The 9486-nt window shown below is 71.4% G+C and carries 6 protein-coding genes; 4 read left to right on the top strand and 2 right to left on the bottom strand.

The genetic code is table 11. The features are described 5' to 3' along the window. Positions 1-120: 120 nt before the first annotated feature. Together IF22_RS0132540 and IF22_RS0132535 are read right to left on the bottom strand one after the other, a co-directional pair. The gene (locus tag IF22_RS0132540) at positions 121-774 is read right to left on the bottom strand and encodes an MBL fold metallo-hydrolase (RefSeq protein WP_030338345.1); all 654 of its coding nucleotides are present in this window, start codon (positions 772-774) and stop codon (positions 121-123) included. A gap of 7 nt (positions 775-781) precedes the next feature. Then, a complete protein-coding gene (locus IF22_RS0132535; RefSeq protein ID WP_030338343.1) occupies positions 782-1498 on the bottom strand; it encodes a maleylpyruvate isomerase family mycothiol-dependent enzyme in 717 nt (238 codons plus the stop codon). A 180-nt stretch (positions 1499-1678) separates the two neighbouring features. Here IF22_RS0132535 and rsgA point away from each other — a divergent pair, with 180 nt between their 5' ends. The 4 genes from rsgA (at position 1679) to uvrC (ending at position 8806) form a co-directional block, all read left to right on the top strand. Beyond that, positions 1679-2749, top strand: coding sequence for a ribosome small subunit-dependent GTPase A (gene rsgA, locus IF22_RS0132530; protein ID WP_030338341.1), 1071 nt, complete (start codon positions 1679-1681; stop codon positions 2747-2749). Positions 2750-2960: 211 nt separating this feature from the next. Then, complete coding sequence (gene uvrA / locus IF22_RS0132525) at positions 2961-5906, top strand: excinuclease ABC subunit UvrA (protein WP_030338339.1); 2946 nt, start codon at positions 2961-2963, stop codon at positions 5904-5906. 163 nt (positions 5907-6069) lie between these two features. Then, positions 6070-6555: a Rieske (2Fe-2S) protein gene (locus tag IF22_RS0132520; protein ID WP_030338337.1), complete on the top strand. Its 486-nt coding sequence runs from the start codon at positions 6070-6072 to the stop codon at positions 6553-6555. A gap of 262 nt (positions 6556-6817) precedes the next feature. Then, on the top strand, positions 6818-8806 hold the full coding sequence (gene uvrC / locus IF22_RS0132515) for an excinuclease ABC subunit UvrC (RefSeq protein ID WP_030338335.1): 1989 nt from the start codon (positions 6818-6820) through the stop codon (positions 8804-8806). The last annotated feature ends 680 nt before the right edge of the window (positions 8807-9486 follow it).

Genomic DNA, 9486 nt, shown 5'->3' with positions numbered 1-9486 from the left:
GGGCACGGCGGGCCCCCGCCCCCTTCGTGGTTCCGGTTGGTGCGGGGGGTGCCGCCTACGACGGTGGGGTGTTGATCTTTAGGGTCCCTGGTGACGTTGGGTCTTGGGTTGGGGGTGGGGTTACCAGCCTCGGGCTTTCCACTGGGGGAGGGCGGGGCGTTCGGCGCCCAACGTGCTGTCCTTGCCGTGGCCCGGGTAGAACCAGGTGTCGTCCGGCAGCTTGTCGAACAGCTTCTGCTCGACGTCGCCGATCAGCGCCGCGAACCGCTCCGGGTCCTTGTCGGTGTTGCCGACGCCACCAGGGAAGAGACTGTCGCCGGTGAACAGGTGCGGGGTGCCGGCCGGGTCGCGGTAGAGAAGCGCGATCGAACCCGGGGTGTGGCCCTTGACGTGGATGACCTCCAGCGCGCAGTCGCCGACCGCCACGGTGTCGCCGTCGGCCAGCCGCTCCGCCTCGATCGGCAGGCCCGCCGCGTCGTCGGCGTGCACCAGCGCCCGGGCGCCGGTCTTGGCGACGACCTCCTCCAGCGCCACCCAGTGATCCATGTGCTGGTGGGTCGTCACCACGGCGGTGAGCCCACCGTCGCCGATCAGGTCGAGCAGCCGGGGTGCCTCGTTGGCGGCGTCGATCAGCACCTGGTCACCGGTGGCCGTGCAGCGCAGCAGGTAGGCGTTGTTGTCCATCGGGCCCACCGACAGCTTGCTGATGGTCAGCCCGGCCAAGTCCCGAACCGCGGGTGCGCCGCCGTTCGTGACGTCTCCGTTGTATGTCATGACGTTTCTATATCCATTCCGGTGGAGTAGGCAGGGGACCGTCAGGGATGACGGAGAGCGGGGCGCCGTCGGCGCGGCCGATCAGCCAGGCGGCGAGGTCGGGGGCGGGACCGGCGACGACCGGGGCGCCGACCCGCTCCCCGATCACCACCTCGTGCTCGCTGCCGTCGAGACGGAGCACCATCGACGGGGGCGTCGGACCGGTGCCGTGATGGCTGGCCGCCTCGCGCAGCAGTCGGTGGGCGAACGCCTCCGACCAGTCCGTGGCCCGGTAGTCGGCGGCCAGATCGAGGTGGTGCACCTCGATCTCCCGGAGCCGACCCCAGACCAGCAGCGCGGCCGGCCACGGGCCCTTACGCGCCTGCACCGTCGCCGCCCACGCCTCGGTCGGCATCGCCGCGACCGCCTCGGCGAACAGGTCCGCGGTGCGGCGCAGGTCGTCCAGGTGCGCGGCCGGTGGTCGGCCCGAACCGGCTTCGATGTCCGCCGTGCGGGCCTCCAACGAGGCGTACATCGGCAGGGCCTCCCCGGTGCGGGCCGAGGTGAGCAGGTTGACGAAGCCGTCGGCGTTGCGCGCCACGTGCGCCAGCACGTGGCCGCGCGTCCAGCCCGGCAGCAGCGACGCGGCAGCCAGGTCCGCGGCGTCGAAAGACGCGGCGGTACGGAGTAGTCGGCTGGTGGCCGCGTCCACCTCGCCCATCAGCAGCAGCGGATCCGTGGTCACCCGTCGACAGTAGCGGTCCGCCGCCCGCGGCGTCGCCGGGGAAATCGCTTTCGGCGCGTCGGCGCACGACCTACCGTCAGCGGCAGACGCGGCACCGGGACATCGGACGGAGGTGGTTGATCATGCCGGACGTGGCACGCGTGTTCCGCCATCACCAGCTTCGACACCGATGAGGATGCTATGACGATCGATCTGACCGCCCTCGGCTGGGACGCCGAGCGAGCGGCGTACGCCGCGCGCCGCGGCGAGCACCAGCCGGGTCGGGTGGCCCGGGTGGACCGGGGGGTCTGCACGGTGCTGACCACCGTCGGCCCGGTCCGGGCCAGCCTGGGCGGGGCGGTGCTGACCGTCGCCGCGTGGGACCCGTCCGCGCTGCCCTGCGCCGGGGACTGGGTGCTGCTCACCCACTGGCCGGACCGCCGGGTCACCGTGGAGACGGTGCTGCCGCGGCGCGGCGCGCTGATCCGGCGTACCGCCGGCAAGGACGCCAGCGGCCAGGTGCTGGCCGCCAACCTCGACGCCGCCGCCGTGGTCGAGCCGGTGCACCCCGAGCCGGACGTGGGCCGGATCGAGCGACTGCTCTCCCTGGCCCACGAGTCCGGCGCCCGACCCCTGGTCGTACTGACCAAGGCGGACCTGGCGGCCGACCCGGGCGCGCTGGCCCGCCAGTTGGCCGCTGTCGCCCCCGGGGTGCCGGTGCTGCCGGTCAGCGCCGAACGTGGCCTCGGGCTGGACCCGCTGCGCGCCGAGGTGGCCCCCGGTCGCACGCTCGGCCTGCTCGGCCCGTCCGGTGCCGGCAAGTCGAGCCTGGTCAACGCCCTCGTCGGGGCGGTGATGATGCCCACCCAGGCGATCCGGCGGGTGGACGGCAAGGGTCGGCACACCACCACCTGGCGGGCTCTCGTACCCGTCCCCGGCGGCGGCGCGGTGATCGACACGCCCGGCGTGCGGGCGGTCGGTCTGCTGGACGGCGCGGCCGGGCTCGACCGGGCGTTCGCCGACATCGCCGGGCTGGCCGAGGGCTGCCGGTACGCCGACTGCGGCCACGACGGCGAGCCGGCCTGCGCGGTCCGGGAGGCGCTGCACACCGGCGAGCTCTCCACCCGTCGGTGGGAGAGTTGGCGGCGGCTGCAGGGTGAGGTGGCCCACGAGAGTCGACGGCGGGAGGCGCGGGTGGCGGCGGAGCGGCGCGGCGGGTGGCGTTCGGCCCGACGTCGCGCGGCGCGTCCGCCGACGCCCGGGGGCTACTGACCGTGGTTCGCGGCCGACCGGCCGGGGCTCCCGGCCGGCTGCGGGCCGGGCGGCCGACCGGGCTGAGCTGGGGGAATGTGCGGGCGAGGGAAACTGTCGTACCTCGGGGCTAGAGTTGCCGAGGCGTGTTTTCCGCGCCCGCACGACCGCTCAAGAGCACCCAGAGCGGGACACATCCTTCGCTTCATCTTCTCCCGGGAGTACACGCACTGTGGCCGACCGACTGATCATCCGTGGCGCGCGCGAGCACAACCTGCGTGACGTCAGTCTCGACCTGCCCCGGGACGCACTCATCGTGTTCACCGGGCTGTCCGGGTCGGGCAAGTCGAGCCTGGCCTTCGATACGATCTTCGCCGAGGGGCAGCGCCGCTACGTCGAGTCGCTCTCCTCGTACGCCCGGCAGTTCCTCGGCCAGATGGACAAGCCGGACGTCGACTTCATCGAGGGCCTGAGCCCGGCCGTCTCGATCGACCAGAAGTCCACCTCGCGTAATCCGCGTTCGACGGTCGGCACCATCACCGAGGTCTACGACTACCTCCGCCTGCTCTACGCCCGCATCGGTGAGCCGCACTGCCCGGTCTGCGGCGAGCGCATCTCCCGGCAGAGCCCGCAGCAGATCGTCGACCGGGTCCTCGCCATGGCCGAGGGCACCAAGTTCATGGTGCTCGCCCCGGTGATCCGGGGCCGCAAGGGCGAATACGTCGACCTCTTCGCCGAGCTGCAGGCCAAGGGCTACGCCCGGGCCCGGGTCGACGGCGTGGTGCACCCGCTGACCGAGCCGCCGAAGCTCAAGAAGCAGGAGAAGCACACCATCGAGGTGGTGATCGACCGGCTCACCGTCAAGCCGAGCGCCAAGCAGCGGCTCACCGACTCGGTCGAGGCCGCGCTGGGGCTGTCCAGCGGTCTGGTCCTGCTCGACTTCGTCGACCTGCCGGAAGACGACCCGGACCGCGAGCGCCGCTACTCCGAGCACCTGGCCTGCCCCAACGACCACCCGCTGGCCATCGAGGATCTCGAGCCCCGGGTCTTCTCCTTCAACGCGCCGTACGGCGCCTGCCCGGAGTGCACCGGCCTGGGCACCAAGAAGGAGGTCGACCCGGAGCTGCTGGTCCCCGACCCGGAGCGCAGCCTGCGCGAGGGCGCCATCCAGCCCTGGTCCACCGGGCACAACCTGGAATACTTCCTGCGCCTGCTGGAGGCGCTCGGCGAGGCTCAGCACTTCGACATCGACACCCCGTGGCGGGCGTTGCCGGCGCGGGCCCAGAAGACGATCCTGCACGGCTCCGACGACCAGGTGCACGTGCGGTACCGCAACAAGTACGGCCGTGAGCGCTCCTACTACACCGGCTTCGAGGGCGTGGTGCAGTGGATCGAGCGCCGGCACTCCGACACCGAGTCCGAGTGGTCCCGCGACAAGTACGAGGGCTACATGCGCGACGTGCCGTGCGCGGCGTGCGGCGGTGCCCGACTCAAGCCCGAGGTGCTCGCGGTCACGTTGGCCGGCAAGAGCATCGCCGAGGTCTGCAACCTGTCCGTGGGGGAGTGCGCCGACCTGCTCGCCGGCATCGAGCTGACCGACCGGCAGAAGATGATCGCGGAGCGGGTCCTCAAGGAGATCAACGCCCGGTTGCGGTTCCTGCTCGACGTCGGCCTGGACTACCTCTCCCTGGACCGCCCGGCCGGCACGCTCTCCGGCGGTGAGGCACAGCGCATCCGGCTGGCCACCCAGATCGGCTCCGGTCTGGTGGGCGTGCTCTACGTGCTCGACGAGCCGTCGATCGGGCTGCACCAGCGCGACAACCACCGGCTGATCGAGACCCTGATCCGGTTGCGCGGGCTGGGCAACACGCTGATCGTGGTGGAGCACGACGAGGACACCATCCGCACCGCCGACTGGATCGTCGACATCGGGCCGGGCGCGGGTGAGCACGGCGGCAAGATCGTGCACAGCGGCTCGGTGCCGGCGCTGCTGAAGAACAAGGAGTCGATCACCGGGGCGTACCTGTCCGGTCGGCGGTCGATCCCGACGCCGACGGGCCGCCGCCCGCAGGATCCGGCCCGTGAGCTGGTGGTGCACGGCGCACGGGAGCACAACCTGCGCAACCTGACCGTCTCGTTCCCACTGGGCCAGCTGATCGCCGTCACCGGGGTCAGCGGCTCGGGCAAGTCGACGCTGGTCAACGACATCCTCTACGCGGTGCTGGCGAACCAGATCAACGGCGCCCGGCTGGTGCCCGGCCGGCACACCCGGGTCTCCGGTCTGGAGCACGTGGACAAGGTCGTCGGCGTGGACCAGTCACCGATCGGTCGGACGCCGCGTTCCAACCCGGCCACCTACACCGGCGTCTGGGACCACGTCCGCAAGCTCTTCGCCGAGACGACCGAGGCGAAGGTGCGCGGGTACGGCCCTGGGCGGTTCTCCTTCAACGTCAAGGGCGGTCGCTGCGAGGCGTGCTCGGGTGACGGCACCATCAAGATCGAGATGAACTTCCTCCCCGACGTGTACGTCCCCTGCGAGGTCTGCAAGGGCGCCCGGTACAACCGGGAGACCCTGGAGGTGCACTACAAGGGCAAGACCGTCTCGGACGTGCTGGAGATGCCGATCGAGGAGGCCGCCGAGTTCTTCTCCGCCATCCCGGCCATCCACCGGCACCTGAAGACGCTCGTCGACGTCGGCCTGGGCTACGTCCGCCTCGGTCAGCCCGCGCCGACCCTCTCCGGTGGTGAGGCGCAGCGGGTCAAGCTCGCCTCCGAGCTGCAGAAGCGCTCCACCGGGCGGACGGTCTACGTGCTCGACGAGCCGACCACCGGTCTGCACTTCGAGGACATCCGCAAGCTGCTGATGGTGCTGGAAGGGCTGGTCGACAAGGGCAACACGGTGATCACCATCGAGCACAACCTCGACGTGATCAAGACCGCCGACTGGCTGATCGACATGGGCCCCGAGGGCGGCCACCGGGGCGGCACCGTGCTCGCCACCGGCACCCCAGAGGAGGTCGCCGAGGTGGCGGAGAGCCACACCGGCCAGTTCCTGCGCCAGGTGCTCAAGCTCGACGGCGAGGCCAAGGGTGCGGCCGCCGCCACCACCCGGGCCGCCAAGGCCAACGGCGCCACCAAGGCACGGGCCAGCCGCAAGGTGCCGGCCGGCGCGCGCTGACCTCGCTGTGCGTGTTCGTCGGGCGGGGCGGGTCGGATGACGACCCGCCCCGCCCCATTTGCCGGGTCGGCCGGATGCCGCCATGAACCATCCGGCACAGTTGCGCGTGTGGAGAAGTGTGGCCGGCTTCCGACCGGCGCAGCGGGCCAGAGAGAGGCGAGGCATGAGTGACGATCAGGCGCTGACCGGTTCGGGTACCCAGACACGCCGTACCCTGCTCACCGGCGTCGGGGCGGTCGGCGCGGCCGTCGTCCTGGCTGCCTGCGGCAGCGACGACGGCGGCAGCGGCAGTGACGCACCCACCAGTGGGGGCCCCGCAGTGCCCAGCACCGGCGACGCCGGCGGCGGCGACCGGCAGAACGCCCAGTCGTTGGCCACCACCACCGACATCCCGGTCGGGGGTGGCAAGGTCCTCGCCGCCGAGGGCGTGGTCATCACCCAGCCCACGGCGGGTCAGTTCAAGGGATTCAGCCCGATCTGTACGCACCAGAACTGCCCGGTGACGAACGTCGACGGCGGCACCATCAACTGCACCTGCCACAACAGCAAGTTCTCGATCGAGGACGGCTCGGTGAAGGCCGGCCCGGCCACGAAGCCGCTGCCGCCGAAGAACATCAAGGTCACCGGCGACCAGATCTCGCTGGCCTGATCGCCGCCGGGCTGGTCTGGCGGCTGGGCTGGTCTGGCGGCTGGGCTGGTCTGATCGCGGGGCCGCCGGGCTGGTCTGACGGCCGGGCTGGCGTGACCGCCGGGCCGGCGGGCTGATCTGGTGGTTGGGCCGGCGCCCCTTGATCGACTCGCGGTCCCGGAGATCGGGGTGTCCGTGGCGTGCCGACACCCCGACCTCCGGGACGCCGAGTGGATCACGCGCCTGCCGGGGGCTGTCGGTGCCGCGGACTAGGCTTGCTGGCGTGGCTGACCCCTCTACCTACCGCCCCGCACCCGGCACCATCCCGGAGCTACCGGGGGTCTACCGCTTCCGCGACGGCACCGGCCGGGTGATCTACGTCGGCAAGGCGCGCAATCTGCGCAGCCGGCTCAACTCCTACTTCGGCGACGTCTGGAACCTGCACGAGCGCACCCGTCAGATGGTCACCACCGCCGAGTCGGTGGACTGGATCACCGTCGGCACCGAGGTCGAGGCACTCCAGCAGGAGTTCACCTGGATCAAGCAGTACGACCCGCGGTTCAACGTCCGCTACCGCGACGACAAGTCGTACCCCTATCTCGCCGTCACCCTCGACGAGGAGTACCCGCGGCTGCAGGTGATGCGCGGCGCCAAGCGCAAGGGCGTGCGTTACTTTGGCCCGTATTCGCACGCCTGGGCGATCCGGGAGACCCTCGACCTGCTGCTGCGGGTGTTCCCCGCCCGGACGTGCTCCGCCGGGGTCTTCAAGCGGGCCGGTCAGGTCGGTCGTCCCTGCCTGCTCGGCTACATCGGCAAGTGCTCGGCCCCGTGCGTCGGCACCGTCTCCGCCGACGAGCACCGGGCCATCGTCGACGGGTTCTGCGATTTCATGGCCGGGCGCACCGACACCATGGTCCGCAAGATCGAACGCGAGATGACCGAGGCGAGTGAGCAGCTCGAGTTCGAGCGGGCCGCCCGGCTGCGCGACGACGTGGCAGCGCTGCGTCGGGCCATGGAGAAGCAGACAGTGGTGCTGGGCGACGGCACCGACGCGGACGTGGTCGCGTTCGCCGACGACCCGCTCGAGGCGGCCGTGCAGGTCTTCCACGTCCGCGACGGCCGGGTCCGCGGCCAGCGCGGCTGGGTGGTGGAGAAGACCGAGGACCTGACCACCGGAGACCTGGTGCACCACTTCTGCACCCAGGTGTACGGCGGCGAGCACGGCGAGGCCGACGTGCCCCGCGAGCTGCTCGTGCCCGAGCTGCCAGCGGACGCCGACGCGCTTGCCGACTGGCTCTCCAGCCACCGGGGCAGTCGGGTGTCGCTACGGGTGCCGCAGCGTGGCGACAAGCGTTCCCTGATGGAGACGGTGGAGCGCAACGCCAAGGACGCGCTGGCCCGGCACAAGCTGAAGCGCTCCGGTGACCTGACCACCCGGGGCAAGGCACTGGACGAGATCAGCGAGGCGCTGGGCATGAGCACGTCGCCGCTGCGCATCGAGTGTTTCGACATCTCCCAGATCCAGGGCACCGACGTGGTCGCCAGCATGGTGGTCTTCGAGGACGGGCTGCCCCGCAAGAGCGAATACCGGCGGTTCATCGTCCGGGGCGCCACCGACGACCTCTCCGCGATGTCCGAGGTGCTGCGCCGCCGCTTCGCCCGCTACCTGGACGCCAGGGCCGAGACGGGCGAGGTGGGCGTGGAGTCGGCCGACGACCAGGCCGCCCCGCAGGATGCGGTCGAGCCGCAGGTCGGCGTCCTGATCGATCCGACGACCGGCCGGCCGCGCAAATTCGCGTACCCGCCGCAGCTGGTGGTCGTCGACGGCGGTGCCCCACAGGTCGCAGCCGCCGCGCAGGCCCTGGCCGACCTGGGCATCGACGACGTGGCACTGTGCGGGCTGGCCAAGCGGCTGGAGGAGGTGTGGCTGCCGGACGACGAGTTCCCGGTCATCCTTCCGCGCACCTCGGAGGGGCTCTACCTGCTGCAACGGGTGCGTGACGAGGCCCACCGGTTCGCCATCACCTTCCACCGGCAACGCCGCTCGAAGCGGATGACCGAGTCGGCACTCGACCACGTGCCCGGCCTGGGGGAGGTCCGGCGCAAAGCGCTGTTGCGGCACTTCGGTTCGCTCAAGCGACTCTCGGCCGCAACTGTCGAAGAGATCACGGAGGTGCCGGGGGTCGGTCGGCGCACCGCCGAGGCGATCCTGGCCGCCCTCGACAAGGACCCGAAGGCCGTCGACGGCGCGGAGGCGAAACCCAACGCCTGATCCTGTGATGCCGGGGTGTCCCGGGTGCGAAGCAGGCGTGATCGACTCGGGTTTCATGAAGTCGCGGTGTCCCAGGCGCGCGGATGCCGCGTCTTCCTGAAACCCGAGTCGATCACGCCGCGGTGTCCGCTGTGTCCGCGGTGCCCGGGTCGCCAGCCATCGAGGCAGGCGTCGGGTCGGCGGTTTGTCGGGTTTGGGTGGGGGTGTCGGGTGGTCGGGGCCACCCCGACGGCGGAATCGGGGGCCGGGCCGGGTCGTTATACCTGGCAGACCACCGCGCCCCCGCCGGCCGGTGGAGGGCAGCCGCCGGGAACACCCGCCCGGCTGCCACGGTTACATCCCGCACGGCCGAGCACCACCGGCCGGCCCCAGGTAGGCGAAACCAGCCAGGCCCGAGCACCACCGGCCAGCCCTGGTAGGCGGAACCAGCCAGGCCCGGCATCACACAGGGCCGATGGGCAGGCGGAATGACCCGCCACCGCGAACCGTTACACCTTGTCCCGACGCCGACCCCTCAGCGGGTCGCCGGGCACCCCGCGAACGTCCCCGCACGGCCACACCCCCCACGGGCACACCCCCCGGTTCAGTGCCTGTGCGGTTTCCCCCGATGCAGAGGAGCACGCCATCATGCGTACCGATCTGATCCGTAAGACCGCCCTGACCGCTGCCGGTCTCGCCTT

Origin of the sequence: Micromonospora parva, assembly GCF_000718515.1 — a bacterium.
GTDB lineage: Bacteria > Actinomycetota > Actinomycetes > Mycobacteriales > Micromonosporaceae > Micromonospora > Micromonospora parva.
The sequence above is the reverse complement of the archived record's forward strand: the minus strand, read 5'-3'. Positions and strand labels throughout refer to the sequence as shown.

Bases quoted from the DNA above. Each gene is read 5' to 3' on its own strand.
- IF22_RS0132540 (WP_030338345.1), bottom strand. From the start codon at position 774: ATGACATACAACGGAGACGTCACGAACGGCGGCGCACCCGCGGTTCGG.
- rsgA (WP_030338341.1), top strand. From the start codon at position 1,679: ATGACGATCGATCTGACCGCCCTCGGCTGGGACGCCGAGCGAGCGGCG.
- IF22_RS0132520 (WP_030338337.1), top strand. From the start codon at position 6,070: ATGAGTGACGATCAGGCGCTGACCGGTTCGGGTACCCAGACACGCCGT.